At 73.2% G+C, this 16,117-nt stretch carries 13 protein-coding genes; 3 read left to right on the top strand and 10 right to left on the bottom strand.

The window, feature by feature from the left end; all coding sequences use genetic code 11:
• Window positions 1-147: 147 nt before the first annotated feature.
• The 8 genes from ABS735_RS20365 to ABS735_RS20330 form a co-directional block, all read right to left on the bottom strand.
• A complete protein-coding gene (locus tag ABS735_RS20365; protein WP_373901233.1) occupies window positions 148-1,881 on the bottom strand; it encodes a PP2C family protein-serine/threonine phosphatase in 1,734 nt (577 codons plus the stop codon).
• Window positions 1,878-2,942: an ATP-binding SpoIIE family protein phosphatase gene (locus ABS735_RS20360; RefSeq protein ID WP_373901234.1), complete on the bottom strand. Its 1,065-nt coding sequence runs from the start codon at window positions 2,940-2,942 to the stop codon at window positions 1,878-1,880. The genes ABS735_RS20365 and ABS735_RS20360 overlap by 4 nt, the downstream gene beginning before the upstream one ends.
• The gene (locus ABS735_RS20355) at window positions 2,942-3,382 is read right to left on the bottom strand and encodes an anti-sigma regulatory factor (protein WP_373901235.1); all 441 of its coding nucleotides are present in this window, start codon (window positions 3,380-3,382) and stop codon (window positions 2,942-2,944) included. Before ABS735_RS20355 ends, ABS735_RS20360 begins: the two co-directional genes overlap by 1 nt.
• Window positions 3,382-3,813: an STAS domain-containing protein gene (locus tag ABS735_RS20350; RefSeq protein ID WP_373901236.1), complete on the bottom strand. Its 432-nt coding sequence runs from the start codon at window positions 3,811-3,813 to the stop codon at window positions 3,382-3,384. The genes ABS735_RS20355 and ABS735_RS20350 overlap by 1 nt, the downstream gene beginning before the upstream one ends.
• Window positions 3,810-4,709: an STAS domain-containing protein gene (locus ABS735_RS20345; protein WP_373901237.1), complete on the bottom strand. Its 900-nt coding sequence runs from the start codon at window positions 4,707-4,709 to the stop codon at window positions 3,810-3,812. The genes ABS735_RS20350 and ABS735_RS20345 overlap by 4 nt, the downstream gene beginning before the upstream one ends.
• Before the next feature lie 154 nt (window positions 4,710-4,863).
• Window positions 4,864-5,256 carry an STAS domain-containing protein gene (locus tag ABS735_RS20340; RefSeq protein ID WP_373901238.1) on the bottom strand — a complete coding sequence of 131 codons (393 nt, stop codon included), beginning with the start codon at window positions 5,254-5,256 and terminating at the stop codon, window positions 4,864-4,866.
• Window positions 5,257-5,373: 117 nt separating this feature from the next.
• On the bottom strand, window positions 5,374-7,875 hold the full coding sequence (locus ABS735_RS20335) for a SpoIIE family protein phosphatase (RefSeq protein WP_373901239.1): 2,502 nt from the start codon (window positions 7,873-7,875) through the stop codon (window positions 5,374-5,376).
• Window positions 7,872-11,867: a HAMP domain-containing protein gene (locus ABS735_RS20330; protein WP_373901240.1), complete on the bottom strand. Its 3,996-nt coding sequence runs from the start codon at window positions 11,865-11,867 to the stop codon at window positions 7,872-7,874. The genes ABS735_RS20335 and ABS735_RS20330 overlap by 4 nt, the downstream gene beginning before the upstream one ends.
• Window positions 11,868-12,267: 400 nt before the next feature.
• Between ABS735_RS20330 and ABS735_RS20325 the strand changes: the two genes are divergently transcribed.
• Complete coding sequence (locus tag ABS735_RS20325) at window positions 12,268-12,639, top strand: ribosome maturation factor RimM (protein ID WP_373901241.1); 372 nt, start codon at window positions 12,268-12,270, stop codon at window positions 12,637-12,639.
• A 43-nt stretch (window positions 12,640-12,682) separates the two neighbouring features.
• Entirely contained in the window at window positions 12,683-13,177 is a 495-nt protein-coding gene (locus ABS735_RS20320; protein WP_373901242.1) for an ATP-binding protein, read from the top strand.
• Window positions 13,178-13,186: 9 nt separating this feature from the next.
• Here the strand turns inward: ABS735_RS20320 and ABS735_RS20315 are convergent, their stop codons facing one another.
• Together ABS735_RS20315 and ABS735_RS20310 are read right to left on the bottom strand one after the other, a co-directional pair.
• Entirely contained in the window at window positions 13,187-13,621 is a 435-nt protein-coding gene (locus tag ABS735_RS20315) for an ATP-binding protein (RefSeq protein WP_373901243.1), read from the bottom strand.
• 129 nt (window positions 13,622-13,750) lie between these two features.
• Window positions 13,751-15,661 (bottom strand): AMP-dependent synthetase/ligase, encoded by a 1,911-nt coding sequence (locus ABS735_RS20310; protein ID WP_373901244.1) that lies wholly within the window; start codon window positions 15,659-15,661, stop codon window positions 13,751-13,753.
• 161 nt (window positions 15,662-15,822) lie between these two features.
• On the opposite strand from ABS735_RS20310, the gene ABS735_RS20305 reads away from it, so the two are divergent.
• Window positions 15,823-16,059 carry a DUF6480 family protein gene (locus ABS735_RS20305; RefSeq protein ID WP_373901245.1) on the top strand — a complete coding sequence of 79 codons (237 nt, stop codon included), beginning with the start codon at window positions 15,823-15,825 and terminating at the stop codon, window positions 16,057-16,059.
• The last annotated feature ends 58 nt before the right edge of the window (window positions 16,060-16,117 follow it).

The following is a 16,117-nucleotide window of genomic DNA, read 5'->3' as shown; positions in this document are numbered from 1 at the left end:
GCTGCTTCGCACCTCGCCCATGTCACCGCGCCCGGCCCGCTTCGGCCAGCCGGGTGCGGCAGGCAGGCGACATGGCCTGATCACCACCATGCCCCGCCCGGGCCCGGAGCGCACCGGGCGGGAGCGAACCGCGTGAAACGTGCGAGGTCAGCCGCGACCGCGCAGGTGGCACAGCAGCAGGCACACGTCGTCGTCCCGTTCGGAGTCGCTGAGCATCGGACGCAGAATTCCTTCCGCCGAGCCCTCCAGGTCCGCGTCCAGCTGAGCCGGACCGAACGACCCGAGCGCGTCCGCCAGCCGCGCGATGCCCGGGTCTATGCCGCGGGCGCGGCGCTCCACCAGACCGTCCGTGTACAGCGCGAGCGTCGAACCGGGCGCCATGGGCACCGTGTGGTCGGCGATCTCCTGCCGCAGCGGGATGCCGAGCATCGCACCGGGCTTGGCGTCCAGTGTCTGAACCCGCCCGTCCGGGGTACGCAGCACCGGCGGCGGATGACCGGCCGCCGCCCACGTCATGGTCGGGTCGTCGGGGTGGAAGCGCGCGATGACGGCGGTGGCGAACAGGTCGGGCTGGAGGTGGTGCAGGAAGGTGTGCAGGTGGGTCAGCAACTGGCCGGGGCTGCCGCCGTCGACCGCGTAGGCGCGCAGTGCGGTGCGCAGCTGACTCATCATCACGGCCGCGCGCAGCCCGTGACCGGTGACGTCCCCGACCACGGCGATGACACCGCCGTCGGGCTGACGGAACGCGTCGTACCAGTCGCCGCCGATGTTCAGCCCGTGAGTGGCCGGCAGGTAGCGCGCGGCCAGGGCGAGGCCGGGCGGGGCCGGCAGCTCCGTCAGCAGGGCCCGCTGGAGCGTCTCGGCGATGTCGCGGTTGTGCTGGTAGCGCTGGGCGTGGTCGATCGCGATGCTCGCCCGCCGGGTCAGCTCGATCAGCATCACGGCGTCGTCCGGGTCCCAGCGCTCCCCGGGCGGGGACAGGGTCACCACACCCAGCGGCGCCTGCCGCGTCGGCAGCGGAATGCACAGCAGGGGCCGTCCCGGGGCCAGTGCCGAGGGCGGCTGGTCGTCCACGCCGGGCAGACCGCCGGGGTGCGCGGCGGCGTACTGCGGCCGGCCGGTGCGGGCGGCGACCACTGCGGCGGCCGCGTGGGCGGGGCCGGGCCGGTCGCCGTCCTGGTCGAACAGCCAGATGTCGACACTCGCCGCGTACTCGGGCACCAGCAGCTCCGGCAGCCTGCGCACGATCTCGTGATGGTCGAGCGACGCCGTCAGCACCGCGCTCGCGTCCGCCAGGAACGTCAGCCTGCGCCGGGCGTTCTCCGCCTCCGTGCGCGCCTTGCGTTCGGCGGCGAACGCCTCGCGCTGGGCACGTCCGGCGGCGTCCAGTTCGGCGTGCAGCGCCACCACGCCCTGATTCGTCTGCTGCAGCTCCTCCCGGTGGAAGTCGACCAGGTCCTCCTGCTCGGTGAGCCGCTCCAGCACCAGTGCCGTGTCCTCGTCGGCCCCCAGCAGGGCCTCCGCCAGCTCCGCCGGGTCCTGCGCCGCCCCGTCGCCGTCGACGTCCGCCGTCGCCTCGGGGCACGGCACCGTGACCCGCCACGGCGGCTGCCCGGCGGCAGCGGCCTCGGGAGACGGCGTCACCACCGCGTGCAGCACCTTCTCCCCGGCTCCCGCAGTGGCGCGGGAGTCAGCGCCCGTCTCCAGGGTGAGCCGCCAGGTGCCGCCCTTGGTCAGACACAGCCGCAGCTGCGCGCCGAGCGAGGCCGTCAGCCGCGTCCGCTCCACGGGCGGCACACCGTAGGCCGCCGCCAGCCGTGCGGTGGCGATGCGTGCCAGGGCCGCGTCGGTGACGTCGCTGATCTGCCAGGTTCGGGTCATGGGCCTTCCGGCGGGGTCGGGGCCAGCACGGCGACGGCGGTGTCGTCCCGTACGGGCCGGGCCGGGCTGCTGGCGTCACGGATCGTCACGGCGGCGGTCACCGCCGGGTCGGCCGCGGTGCGGCACGTGTCGGGCGTCGGCGACCACCGGCTCGGCAGACCGTCGCTGTGCAGGACCAGCACCCGGTCGTCCGCCCAGGCCGTCTCCTCCTCGCGCAGCGTGGTGGGCCGGTGGGTGCCGACGATGCCGGGGCGCGAGACCAGGTGCCGCCAGGTGCCGCCCTCACACAGCCGCGCCCCGATGTTGCCGACGCCGGTGAACCGCAGCACCGAGGACCGCGTGTCGACCTGGGCCACCGCGACGGCCGCGCCGCGGGTGCCGGACAACGCCCGGTCGAGCCGCCGCACCACCTCGGCCGGCGGCAGGTGGGCCGAGGCGCGCAGCGCCTCCACGGCGGCGGTCGAGGCACGGGCGGCCTCCGGGCCGTGGCCGAGACCGTCGGCCAGCATCAGCGTGACGAGGTCTCCGTCCCGGACCCAGGCCCAGGCGTCACCCGAGTACTCCGCACCGCCGAACGGGACGTTCACCGCGCCGGCCCGCAACCGGCCCGCCGGTCCGGGACCGGTGGCGCGGGCCCCGGGTACGGCGCCCATCCGGGCGACGACGACCGTGCCCCGGCCGGGGACGCTGTGCAGGTCGAAGTCGTCGGCGAGGCGCGCACAGGTGCCCAGACCCGCACCGAGGGAGCCCGTGGTGGTGAAACCGTCACGCAGCGCCGCGGACACGTCGGCGATCCCCGGCCCGTGGTCGATCGTGGCGACCTGCACGCGCGGCGTCGCCTCCCGGCCGGCCGCGAGGACGGGAGGAGCGACCACGTCGATGAGGACCCGGCCGCCCCCGGCGTGCTTGAGCAGGTTGGTGGCCAGCTCGGTCGCCACCAGCGCCGCCGCCGAGGTCCGCTGGTCGTCGAGACCGGCCATGGCCGCCGCGTGCTCCGCGGCCACCCTGGCGTCCCGCACCCGGGTCGAGTCGTGCACGGGGACGTCCCACACGCGTGGCATCAGGACTCCTCACGCGGGCGTGGCGGCCGGCCCACCCAGGACGTCACCCGCACGGTCGTCCCGGCGCCCGGAGCACTCTCGATCCCGAACTCGTGCACCAGACGCCGCGCACCGCCCAGCCCCATGCCGAGACCCTCGCCGGACGTGAAGCCGTCGCTGAGCGCCTGTTCCAGGTCCGGGATGCCGGGCCCCTCGTCGCTGAAGGTCAGCCGCAGCCCGTGCGTGGTCCCCTCGACGAGCGACTCCGTCTCCATGGTGCCGCCACCGCCGTACACGAGCGTGTTGCGGGCCAGCTCACTGGCCGCGGTGACCAGCTTGGTCTGGTCCACCAGGCCGAAGCCGAGCTGGGCGGCCGCCTGCCGCACATGCTGTCGCACCCACACCAGATCCATGTCCGAACGGATCGGCAGGCGGGCCTGGGAGCCCGCGGCAGTGTGCATCACAAACGCTCCTGGCCGAGGCCGCCGAAGCGGGACGAAGGGGCCTGCTGCCTGAGGACCTCCATGGCCACCTCGGTGCTGAGCGCCGTGTGCACGCCCGGCAGCGTCAGGCCCAGCTCCACCAGCGTGATGGCGACCGCCGGACGCATGCCGACCAGCACGGTCCGCGCGGCCAGCAGGCCGGTCTGCCCCGCGATCTCGGCCAGGATCCGGCCGAGGAAGGAGTCGACGATCTCCACGCCGGAGACGTCGATGATCACGCCCGTGGCGCCGCTGCGCACGATGGTCTCGGCGAGATCCTCCTGGAGCTGCTGCGCCGTGCTGTCGTGCAGATCCCCCTGGAGGGTGACCAGGAGAACCTCCCCCAGCCGGAGCACCGGAACATGCCCTGTCACCGGAGCCCCCTGGGGCCCGGGAAATCCCTGGCTCACCGCGCGACCGCACCGTTCGTACCGGGCGTCGTGATGCCGACCCCGAGCTGGTGCAACACGTACCCCAGCGCATCGGCCAGGCTCGCCCGGGTGACCACCGTGCCGAGGTCCAGACCGAGATGGACCATGGTCTGCGCGATCGCGGGCCGGATGCCGGAGACGATGCACTCGGCGCCCATGAGCCGGGCCGCCGCGACCGTCTTCATCAGGTGCTGGGCCACCAGCGAATCCACGGTCGGCACGCCGGTGATGTCCAGGATCGCGTAGCGCGCCTGCTGCTCCACGATGGACTCCAGCAGGGTCTCCATCACGACCTGGCTGCGCGCGCTGTCCAGCGTGCCGATCAGCGGCACGGCCACGATGCCGTCCCACAGCTTGATGACCGGCGTGGCCACCTCCAGCAGCTGCAGCCGCTGACGGTCGATGAGCGCCTGTCCCTCGCTGAGCGCCGTCTGCATGACCACGACCCGCAGGGTGCCCATCAGCACGCTCAGCGAGGTGACACAGGCCCGGACGTGCTCGGCCGACGCGTCCTGTGGCAGGTCGGCCACCAGCAGCTTCTCGACGGGCGGACGCAGGGCGGCCATCTCGTTCGACACCTGCGCCGTGCTCAGGCCGGCGCGCGAGCGGGCCGCGCCCATCCGCGCCAACTGCTCGCGCACCCCCGTGAATCCGGCGGCGTCCGGGTCCTCGACCCGCGCCGCGTCCGCGACCTGCGCCAGCGCGTCCACGACGGACTTGCCCGCCTCGACCGCCTCGTCGCGCGAGACGGTGAACACGGCCCGGAACAAGGGCTCGTCCGCCCACCGCTGGGCGATCTGCTCACGGCGGCGCCGCAGAAAGTCCCTGACCTCACGCGTCGGCGCTCCCGCCGTCTCCTCCGCCTCTTCCGGCACCTGTCCCACTCCTCATCCGCGTTGCGCCGCACTCCGCCCACGGGGCGGCCTGCCGGCGACGTGACTCTGCCGGGCGACAACTGTATCCACCCGCCGACCTCGCACGACACCTGCTTCCGCACGACCGGTCCGGATGAGACGCGGGGCGAGAGACTCAGGCGTCGGGCACCCTCGGTCCCTCCGGGTGCGCGTCGACGCGGGCGAGCGCCTCGTCGACGCTCTGGGAGACCGGCACCGTGATGCTCACCCCCGTCAGATCCAGGACGCGCAGCACCGCCGGGGCCGGCGAGATGATGTGCACGCTGCCCGGCAGTTCCCGGGCCTCCTGGTAGACGCGCAGGATGATGTTCATGCCGGACGAGTCCATGAACGGGACCTCCGACAGGTCCAGCAGGAAGTGCCGTCGGCCGTGGTGGAGCTGGTTGGCCAGATGGTGCTGGAACTCGGTCGCCGTGTCGACGTCCAGGTAGCCCTCCACCTTGAGCAGCGCGACATCCTCACGGGGGAGGGTCACCTCGACGGACAGCGGGTTCTGGGCTATGGGCACGTGTACCTCCAACAATGCGGCGGCGCGGCGGACCGTCGTGTGGCCCACCGCGCCGGGCGGATACCCCCGAAACCCGTCTCCATACCTGCCGGCCGCGCCTGGTCTCCGCGCCGCGCGTCACCCGACCCGGATGCCCACCAGACACGTGTCGTCGTCCGTGTCCGACCTGCTGTAGGTGAGCAGCCGGTCCAGATGCTGGTCCAGGGTGTTCGGCGTCGGGCGCACCGTGCTCAGCAGCTGGGCCAGCGCCTCCTCCACCGGGCGGTCGCGGCGTTCGATCAGACCGTCGGTGTACATCAGCAGCGTGTCCCCGGCGGCCAGCTGTGCCTCGGCCTCCTCGTACGCCGCCTCCGCCACCGCTCCCAGCAGCATGCCCCGCACCAGCGGCAGCGGCTCCGCCCCCGGACCCCGTACGAGAACCGGCGGCAGGTGGCCGGCCCTGGCCCAGCGCAGCGTGCGCCGGGCCGGGTCGTACAGGCCGCACACCGCCGTGGCGGTCACCCCGCCCGTCAGGTGGTGCGCCACGATGTTGAGCCAGGACAGCAGCTGACCCGGCCCGGCCCCGGTCACCGCCAGCCCGCGCAGCGCGTTGCGCAGCACCACCATGCTGGTCGCCGCCTCTATCCCGTGCCCGGCGACGTCCCCCACGCACAGCAGCACCAGACCGCTCGGCAGCATCACCGCGTCGTACCAGTCGCCGCCCACCAGCTGCTCCGTCTCCGCGGGCCGGTACCGGACGGCCACCTGGAGGTCCGGCACCTGCAACGGAGTCTGGGCGGGCGGCATGATGGCGTGCTGCAGCTGCAGGGTGAGCCGGGCGCGCTCGATGGCCTGCTGCTCGGTCTGTGCCAGCTGGTCGCGCGTCGCGGCGAGCGCCACCTCCGTCCAGTGCTGGGCCGAGATGTCCTGACAGGCGCCCCGTACGAGGAGCAGCCGGTCGTCGGTGTCCAGGACCGGCTCGGCCACCACCCGTACGTGCCGGGTCACCCCGTCGGGCCGCCGCAGCCGGAACGCCGCCGACGCCGGCCGCCGGTGGTGCAGCAGCGTGCGCAGGAACCGCCCGATGGCCACGGCGTCGTCCGGATGGGCGTGGGCGGCCAGCTCCTCCAGCGGCACCGGCGTGCTCGTGCGCGGGCGCCCGTACAGGTCGAAGAGCTGCCCGTTCCAGGTGATCTCGCCGGTCAGCAGGTTCTCCTCGAAACCGCCGATGCGGCCGAGCCGCTGGGCGTGCTGGAGGAGGCTGGCCAGCCGGGCCGTCTCGTCCTCGATGCGCCAGATGAGCAGTACGGCGTTGCCGTGCCGGCTGACGCTGATGTCCGCGACCGCCGACAGCGGCACCTGGTCCACCAGGGCGGTGAGGTTCATGTGCCGGGCGCGGAACGGCTCGCCCGTGGCGTACACCCGCTCCACGTTCTGGAACAGCTCACTGTCCCCGGCGGCCATCGGATACGCCTCCAGCAGCAGCGCACCGCCGACGACGGCACGCGGCCGCCCGGCCGGGTCCATGAAGCGCTTGTTCACGTGCTGGATGCGGAAGTCAGCCAGGTGACCGGCCGCGTCCAGGTGCGGCACCAGGACGAGGGCGGGGTCGTGCAGCCCGTCGGCCAGGTCCATCAGCTCCACCGCGTCCGGGATGACCCGCGGCTCCTGCCCGGGGCCGCGCGGCGGCGTGTACGACTCCAGGGTGTGCGCGCACAGCTCCGCCAGGGCCTCCACCTGACGGACCACCTGGGGCGGCTGCGGAGGCAGCGGCACCGGCCAGGCGATCTCCAGCACGCCGTGGATGCGCCCCCCGGTACCGGCGGGCACGGCGACCCTGCCGCCGTCCGGATGCTGGTGCCGGCCCACACTGGGCAGCCCGGTCCGGGCGAGCGAGGCGAACCACTGCCCCGAGCGCTCGGTCAGTCCGCACCGGGCCACCGTCGCCACGTCCGGCGGCACGTAGCGCCAGCGGGTCGCCTCGGCCGGCGGGAACCCGGCGCTGCCCGCCAGGGTGAGCGAGCCGTCGTACCCGGCCGCCCAGATGGCCACGGCGACCGCGCCGAGCGGGCGCAGCGCCTGCTCGAGCAGCGCGTCGGCGACGGCCTGGGTGTCGTCGGCGGCCAGCGCGCCGCTCTCGGCGGCCCGCAGGCGTACGGCGGCCGACTCGGCCGCCGCCTCCCCGGCTTCCGCGGTGTCCGCACCCTCTGTGCCGTCCGCGCCGTCCGCGCCGTCCTTGCCGTCCTTGCTGTCCTTGCCGTCTTCAGGGACCGTGGCCCGCACGGCGGCGGTGGCCGCGAGAAAGGCCTCCGTCACCTCCGACATGCGGTCGCGGGCGGCCTGGTTGATGACGTCGACCGCGAACTCCAGCGGCGTCGCCTGGGACTGCTCGGCCAGTTCGGCGAGCTGCCGGGCGGCCTCGGCAGGACCGCAGCCGAGCCGCGCGACCAGGATGCCCTTGGCCAGCTCGATCAGTGCCCGGCCCTCGGCCTCCGCCTGGGCGGCCCGCACCTCGCGGCTGAGCCGGTCGACCGTGGCCGCCAGCCTGCCCACGGGGGACAGCGGGGTCATGTCGCCCAGGTCGGACAGGTCCCGCCGGACGTCACCGGCCGGATCGCCGGGCTGCTCGGACATGCTCATGCGGGCAGCCACCGTCGGACGCAGGCGATGAGGTCCTGGGTGTCGACGGGTTTGGTGACGTAGTCGCTGGCGCCCGAGGCGAGGCTCTTCTCCCGGTCGCCGGGCATCGCCTTCGCCGTGACCGCGATGATCGGCAGCTCGGCGTACCGCGGCATCCGGCGGATCTCGGCCGTCGCCGTGTAGCCGTCCATCTCCGGCATCATCACGTCCATCAGGACCAGCGCCACGTCCGGGTGGTCCACGAGCGTCTCGATGCCCCGGCGGCCGTTCTCCGCGTGCAGGACCCGGAATCCGTGCAGCTCCAGGATCCCGCTGAGCGCGAAGAGGTTGCGCGCGTCGTCGTCGACGACGAGGACGGTGCGCCCGGCGGGCGGATCCTCCCCGGCCTGCGGGGCCAGGCGCGGCGGTTCCTCCGGCCGGACCAGGGAGAGCACGTCCCCGGGTTCCTCGGCGGCCAGGTGCAGGGCGATGCGCTCGCGCAGCTCGTCGAGGCTGGAGAGGAACTCCAGCGCCCCGCCCACCGCGCCCGAGCGCAGGTCCTCCTCCAGGGCGGCGTCCGCGCGGTGCCCGCTGTGCACGAGCACCGGCACGCTCGCCAGCGCCGAGTCGCCCCGCAGGGCGTGCAGGAAACGGGACGCCTCGCCGTCCGGCATGCCCAGCTCCAGTACGACGCAGTGGCACGGCTCGGCCGCCAGCGCGCCGGCGGCCTCCTCGGCCCCCACGGCCGTGATCACGTCGAGCGGGGGCCGGTCGCCCGCGTCGTCCCGCCCGTGCGTCAGATCGGCGACGACGCTCTCCGCGACGAGGGTGAGCAGCCCGCGCGGACGCTCCTCGACGACGAGCAGGCGCCGCGGCCGCTGCCGGTGGCCGCCGGTCAGCTCGGCCACCGGCACCGGACGGTCGAGCACGTCGGCGGACGCGTCGGCCGGAACGCGCTCCGGGCCGTGGCCCAGCAGATCCTCGAAGTCGGGCCGCGCCACGGGCAGGTACAGCGTGAAGGTACTGCCCCGGTCGGGCGTGCTGTCCACCGTGACGGCGCCGCCGAGCAGCTGGGCGATCTCCCGCGTGATGGACAGGCCGAGCCCGGTGCCGCCGTACTTGCGGCTCGTCGTGCCGTCCGCCTGCTGGAAGGCGCCGAAGATCGACTCCAGGTTCTGCTCGGGGATGCCGATGCCCGTGTCCTTCACCCGGAAGGCCACCACGGACCCGCCCCGGACCACGCCCCTGGGCACCTCGTCGTCGGGCGCCGGTTCGACGGACAGCTCCACGCCGCCGCGCTCGGTGAACTTCACCGCGTTGGACAGCAGGTTGCGCAGCACCTGACGCAGCCGGGAGTCGTCGGTCAGCAGGTCCGCCGGCGCCCCGGGGGCCGTCGTGACCGTGAACTCCAGGCCCTTCTGGCTCGTCATGGGCCGGAAGGTGGCCTCGACGTACTCGATCAGCTGGCGCAGTGTCACGCGCTCGGGGGAGACGTCCATCTTCCCCGCCTCGACCTTCGACAGGTCCAGGATGTCGTTGATCAGCTGCAGCAGGTCCGAGCCCGCCGAGTGGATGATGCCCGCGTACTCGACCTGTTTCGGGCTGAGGTTGCGCGAGGGGTTCTGGGCCAGCAACTGGGCCAGGATGAGCAGGCTGTTGAGCGGGGTGCGCAGCTCGTGGCTCATGTTGGCCAGGAACTCCGACTTGTATTTCGAGGCCAGTGACAGCTGCTGGGCGCGTGCCTCCAGCTCCTGCCGGGCCTGCTCGATCTGCAGGTTCTTCGCCTCGATGTCCCGGTTCTGCGTCGCGAGCAGGGACGCCTTGTCCTCCAGTTCGGCGTTGGAGTGCTGCAGCTCCTCCTGCTGGGTCTGCAGCTCCGCGGAGCGGGCCTGGAGCTCGCCGGTCAGGCGCTGCGACTCGGCGAGGAGTTCGTCGGTACGGGCGTTGGCCACGATCGTGTTGACGTTGACGCCGATGGTCTCCATCAGCAGTTCCAGGAAGTCCTGGTTGATCTGGCTGAAGGGAGCGACCGAGGCGAGCTCGATGACCCCGAGGACCTGTCCCTCGACCACGATGGGCAGCAGCACCAGCGCGGCCGGGACCACCTCGCCGAGCCCCGAGGAGATGGTCAGGTAGCCCGGCGGCAGTTCGTTCACCGTGATGGTGCGCCGGCTGCGTGCGGCCTGGCCGACCAGGGTGCGGCCGAAGGCGATGCGGGTGGGTCTGGCCGTGTCCTCCGGATAGCCGTAGGAGCCGACCAGCCGCAGCTCGGGACCGTCGTCGCCGTCCTCGGCCAGGTAGAAGGCGCCGTACTGGGCCGACACCAGCGGAACCAGCTCGTCCATGATCAGCTCGGCGACGACGGGCAGGTCCCGGTGCCCCTGCATCAGGCCGGAGATGCGGGCGAGGTTGGTCTTGAGCCAGTCCTGCTCCTGATTGGCCCGCGTGGTCTCGCGCAGGGACTCCACCATGGCGTTGATGTTGTCCTTGAGCTCGGCGACCTCGCCGGACGCCTCCACGTTGACCGAGCGGGTCAGGTCGCCCTCGGCCACGGCGGAGGTGACCTCGGCGATCGCGCGGACCTGGCGGGTGAGGTTGCCGGCCAGCTCGTTGACGTTCTCCGTGAGGCGCTTCCAGGTGCCGGAGACGCCCTCCACCTCGGCCTGGCCGCCGAGCCGGCCCTCGGTGCCGACCTCGCGGGCCACCCGGGTGACCTCGTCGGCGAAGGCGGAGAGCTGGTCGACCATCGTGTTGATCGTCGTCTTGAGTTCGAGGATCTCGCCGCGCGCGTCGACGTCGATCTTCTTCGACAGGTCGCCCCGGGCCACCGCCGTCGTCACCAGTGCGATGTTGCGCACCTGGTTGGTGAGGTTGTTGGCCATCGAGTTGACGTTGTCGGTGAGGTCCTTCCAGGTGCCGGCGACGTTCGGCACGTGCGCCTGGCCGCCGAGCCGTCCGTCGGTGCCGACCTCGCGGGCGACGCGGGTGACCTCGTCGGCGAAGGCCGACAGCGTGTCCACCATCGTGTTGATCACGTCGGCCAGCGCCGCGACCTCGCCCTCGGCGTCGACGGTGATCCGCTGCGACAGGTCGCCGCGGGCCACCGCGGTGGCCACCTGGGCGATGGAGCGGACCTGACCGGTCAGGTTCGACGCCATCACGTTGACGTTGTCGGTGAGGTCCTTCCAGGTGCCCGACACCCCGCGCACCCGGGCCTGCCCGCCCAGGTTCCCGGCCGTGCCCACCTCGCGGGCGACGCGGGTGACCTCGTCGGCGAAGGCGGAGAGCTGGTCGACCATGGTGTTGATGGTGTTCTTGAGTTCGAGGATCTCGCCGCGGGCGTCCACGGTGATCTTCTGGGAGAGGTCGCCCTTGGCCACGGCGGTGGCCACCTGGGCGACGTTGCGGACCTGGTTGGTCAGGTTGCCCGCCATGAAGTTCACCGAGTCGGTGAGGTCGCGCCACGTGCCCCTGACGCCCTGGACGTCGGCCTGGCCGCCGAGCCGTCCGTCGGTGCCGACCTCGCGGGCGACGCGGGTGACCTCGTCGGCGAAGGCGGAGAGCTGGTCGACCATGGTGTTGATGGTGTTCTTGAGCTCGAGGATCTCGCCGCGGGCGTCCACGTCGATCTTCTGGGAGAGGTCGCCCTTGGCGACCGCCGTGGCCACATGGGCGATGTCACGGACCTGGGTGGTGAGGTTGCCCGCCATGGCGTTGACCGAGTCCGTCAGGTCGGCCCAGGTGCCGGAGACCCCCGGCACCCTCGCCTGCCCGCCGAGGGCCCCCTCGGTGCCGACCTCGCGGGAGACCCGTGTGACCTCGGAGGTGAACACGGACAACTGGTCCACCATGCCGTTGAAGACCTTGGCGATGTCGCCCATCAGGCCGTCCGCGTCGTCCGGCAGACGGGTGCCGAAGTCGCCGTCCCGCACGGCCGTCAGGCCCGCCAGGAGACGGCGCAACTCCTGATCGCCCGGAACCGCGTCGACGGATCCCGTGCTGTCGTTGGTCATGCGCACCCTCGTTCCGCTCCCCGGGAGTCCTCGCGGCGAGGACTCACCACCCCCTCCGGACCGCTCGGGCGGTCCGGCCTTCCGTGCCCGCGTCTGCGCAGTTCACGGATTGCCCCCAGCAGAAAAATACGTCAGAGGCTAACCCAGGTCCCGGGCGGGGACAAAGCGATGTGTCACCCGGCCGAACCCGTACCCCCGGACGGGTCACGCCGCGCGGGCGGCACCGCGCGGCGCGGCCGGCCGCAACCCGCCGCGGTGCGGTCGGAAGGGACCCGCCGCCGCACGGCCCGCCGGGCCCGAATGCGGCGGCCCCGGCCGGGTATCCGCTGCTGTGGAGCCGGTCCGGCCCGTTGCGCCGCCCGGCCCCACGGTCGTCACCGACACGGGAGGGAAGGGCAGCGTGCCGATGGAGAGCATCTGGTCGTACGCGGCGGACAGCGGTCACGAGGCGGGAGCCGACCTGACGGGCTGCACCGTCGTCGCCGACGACGGCACCATCGGGCACGTGGACCGGCAGGCCGAGCACTTCGGCATGCGGCACCTCGTCGTCGACACCGGCGTGTGGGTGTTCGGCCGCAGCGCCCTCGTACCGGTCGGAGTGGTCCGCAGCATCGACGCCGCGGCCCGCACGGTCACGCTGAAGTGCACCAGGGCCCAGGTCAAGGCCGCGCCCAGGTTCCGGACCGACAGCGAGACGATGGACCGCGGCTACCTGGCGTCCGTCGGCGACTACTACCACCGGCTGCCGCCGCGGGAGAGCCCCGCGACCTGACCGGACCGAACGACAGCACGCCGAAACCGGGGAAACCACTGACATGCAGCCATCCGAGCGGATCACCACGGCCGTCACGGCCACCACGACCGTCACGGCCGTCACGACGCCGCCCGGCGTCGCGCCTCCCGCCGCCGTACCGGCGCCGGGCGCCGGGGCCGGCGCGGCGGCCGCGCGGGCGTACGCGGAGTCGGTGGCGCGGACGCGGTGGGGCGGCCCGGGCCGCGAGGTGCGCGAGGAGGACGTCGTCGACCTGCTGCTCGTGGTCTCGGAACTGGTCACCAACGCGATCCGGCACGGCGACGGACTGGCCGGCTTCGAGGCCCGGCCCACGGAGGAGGGACTGTGGATCGCCGTCCACGACAACAGCGCGGTGGTGCCCCGGGCCGCGTACGCGTTCCCCACGACCCATCCGGGGGGCGGTTACGGCTGGCCCCTCGTCGCCCGTCTGGCCCGGGACATCGTCGTCCACCTGCGTCCGGGGGGCGGCAAGACGATCAGTGCGCTGGTGCCCCTGCGCGCCGCGGACGCCCCGTGACCGCCGCGGTCACCAGGGCAGGAAGACGTGGATGTCCTTGCCCTGTTCCCCGGTGACGACGCTCACCTGGTCGGACAGGGTGTGGATCAGATGCCAGCCGATGCCGCCGCCCCCCTTGCTCGGATGGAAGGGACGCGGGGCGGGCTCCGTCGTACTGGTGTCGTGCATCACCACGTGCACGCCGTCGAAGGTACGGCGCAGCCGCAGCTGGAACGGCCCCGGAGCGTACTGCACGGCGTTGGCCGCCAGCTCCGTGACGACGAGGAGTATGTCGTCCCAGTGCTCCGGCGCCGAGGGCGGCGCCGCACGGGCGAGGTCGTAGAGGAACTCCTCCGCGACCAGCCGCGCACCGGTCACGTTGTGCAGCTCCCCGGTGAAGCTGGCGGTGCGGTTCGTGATCTCCTCGGAAGCCAGTGTCCTGTCCCAACGCGACTCGGCTGCCATGTGCGCCTTCCCGGCCCGGCATCCCGGGCGTCGTCCCCTCTCGTTCGCATCCCCTCCGTTGTAAGTTCCCGTGCCGACCGAACCTAGTCGCCTCGTTGTCCCCCGGCCAGGGGCGGGACAGGCGCCGGATCAGCGGAGGAACACGTTGTCCGCGTCCTCCCAGCCGGCCGGCTCCCGGGACGGCGGCTGCGCCGGCCGGCGGTGCGACCGCGCCTCGTACATCGCGTCGATCTCCAGGGAGTAGGTCCGTACGATCTCGTCCCGCCGGAGCTTCATCGACGGGGTGAGCAGTCCGCCGGCCACGTCGAAGGGGGCGGGCAGGACGCGGAAGACCCTGATGGACTCCGAGCGCGACACGGCGCTGTTGGCCGCGGCCACGGCCCGCCCGATCTCCTCCCGCAGCGCGTTCTCCTCGCGCGCCTCCCGGGCCGGGGCGTCGCCCGGCAGGGCCAGGGCCGCCCGCCAGTGCGCCAGGAACTCCGGGTCCAGCGTGATCAGCGCACCGACGCAGGGCCGGTTGTCGCCCACCACCACCGCCTGGTGGACGAGCGGGTGCATCCGCAGCCGCTGCTCCAGGGCGGCCGGGGCCACGCTCTTGCCGCCGCTGGTGATGATGACGTCCTTCTTGCGGCCGGTGATCGCCAGGTAGTTCTCGTCGTCCACCTGCCCGAGGTCGCCCGTGGCCAGCCAGCCGCCGCGCATCACCTCGCGGGTGGCGGCCTCGTCACCGATGTACCCCTGGAACAGCGACGGCCCGCGCACCAGGATCTCCCCGTCGTCGGCCACCCGGATCTCCATACCGGGCAGTACCTGCCCGACCGTGCCCGACTTCTCCCGGCCCCAGGGCTGCATCGTCAGCCCGCCGCTGGTCTCCGTCAGCCCGTAGCCGTCGTGGACGTAGACGCCGAGGCCCTCGTAGAAGAGGGAGAGCTCGCGGCTGAGCGGTGAACCGCCGGACGTCGCTCGGCGTACCCGGCCGCCCAGTGCGTCGCGCAGCCGCCGGTACACCGTCCGCTCGTACAGGGCGTGCTGGAGACGCAGGTCGAAGCCGGGCCCGGAGCCCCTGCCGAGGCGCTGGCGCTCCAGCGCGGCGGCGAAGTCCCGTGCCGTGTCCGCGGCGCGTTCGAACAGGGCGCCGCGCCCCGCCTGCTGGGCCGTGCGCAGGAAGTTCTTGTAGATCTTCTCCAGGACCGACGGGACGGCGTACAGATACGTCGGACGGAAGGAACGCAGGGCGGCGGAGAGCGCCTCCCCGGTCATCACGGGCTCGTGCGCCATCAGGAGCCCGCCCCGGACGCACAGGTTCTGGATCATCAGCCCGTACACGTGCGAGAAGGGGAGGTAGGCGAGGACCGCGCCCTGCTCTCCCGGCGGCGCCACCGTGTGGCCCCAGCCCGCGAGCAGTGTGTCGCACGGGCCGGCCAGACCGCGGTGGCTCAGCGCGCAGCCCAGGGCGCGGCCGGAGGTGCCCGAGGTGTAGGCGACCACCGCGGTGGAGTCGGGCAGCACGATGCGGCGCATGGAGTCGACCGTGGTGAACGGGAGGAACTCGCCGCGCGCCACCAGCGTGTCCAGCGCGCCCGCGTCCAGCTGCCAGACGTGGCGCAGCGCCGGCAGGGAGGCGCACACCGAGCCGACCGTCATCACACTCTGTTCGTCCTCGACCAGCACCCCCACACAGCCCGCGTCGCGCAGGATCCACTCGACCTGGTCGCGCGAGGAGGTCGGATAGACCGGCACGACCTCGGCGCCCACCGTCCACAGGGCGTAGCTGAAGACCGTCCACTCGTACCGGGTGCGGGCCAGGATCGCCACCCGGTCGCCCGGCGAGATCCCGCTCGCGATCAGGCCCTTCGCCACGTCGACGACCTCGTCACGGAACTCCACGGCCGTCACCTCGTCCCAGAGGGCCGAGCCGGGGCCGCGGCGGCGGGCGAGCATCGGCAGGGTCGGCGTGCGGGCGGCCGTCTCGAAGAGGCTGTCGGCGAGTCCGCCGGTCAGCGGCGGGACGACCGGGGGAGCGAGTGCGGGGTCGCGCATGCGCCGGCTCCTGACTGTGCGGACGGTGGTCCCCCCGACAGGCACTGACAGGACCGTGGTCGGCGGTGCTCGGAGGCTAGCCCAGCCGCAGGCCGCGGGGGGCCGGGACGGCAGAAGTGTTCCCACCCGGTGATTCGGCCCGATCGGGGGACCCGGACTGCATGAGCTACGTGAATCCTGATCCCGAACCCCGACTCAGCACCGGCCTGGAGCCCGGCGGCGGCGTGCCGCCCGGGGAGACCCCGCCGGCGGAGAGCAGCATGCCCGAGGCCGGCCCCCAGGACCTGCCCAACAATCCGGCCAAGGGCTGGGCCAAGGGGCCGATGGCCCCGATCCTCGCGGTCGTGCTGATCTTCGCCGCGGGACTCCTGGGCTACGCCCTGGCCCTGATCTTCTGAGGCCCTGATCCACCGGCCGGCGGCCGCCGCCCCCGACGGCCGCGAGCGGCCCTGGCGC

It is taken from the genome of Streptomyces sp. MMCC 100 (genome assembly GCF_041538145.2).
GTDB lineage: Bacteria > Actinomycetota > Actinomycetes > Streptomycetales > Streptomycetaceae > Streptomyces.
Note: the sequence above shows the minus strand (reverse complement) of the source record. Positions and strands in the feature narration are given on the sequence as shown.